Genomic DNA, 302 nt, shown 5'->3' on the forward strand with positions numbered 1-302 from the left:
GAGTATTTAGCCTTGGAGGATGGTCCCCCCATATTCAGACAGGATGTCACGTGTCCCGCCCTACTTGTCGTACGCTTAGTACCACCGGTCCGATTTCACATACGGGGCTATCACCCGCTATGGCTCCTATTTCCAGAGGATTCTGTTATCGGTCCGACTATCACGTACAGGCTCCTCCCATTTCGCTCGCCGCTACTTTGGGAATCTCGGTTGATTTCTTTTCCTGCAGCTACTTAGATGTTTCAGTTCGCCGCGTTCGCCTTGCATACCTATGTATTCAGTATGCAATACCCTAAAAGGGT

1 rRNA gene is annotated in these 302 nt (G+C 50.3%); it reads right to left on the reverse strand.

The features are described from left to right. A 23S ribosomal RNA gene (locus ACZ92H_RS29665) occupies window positions 1–302 on the reverse strand; the annotation flags it as partial.

Source organism: Janthinobacterium foliorum (assembly GCF_978021625.1).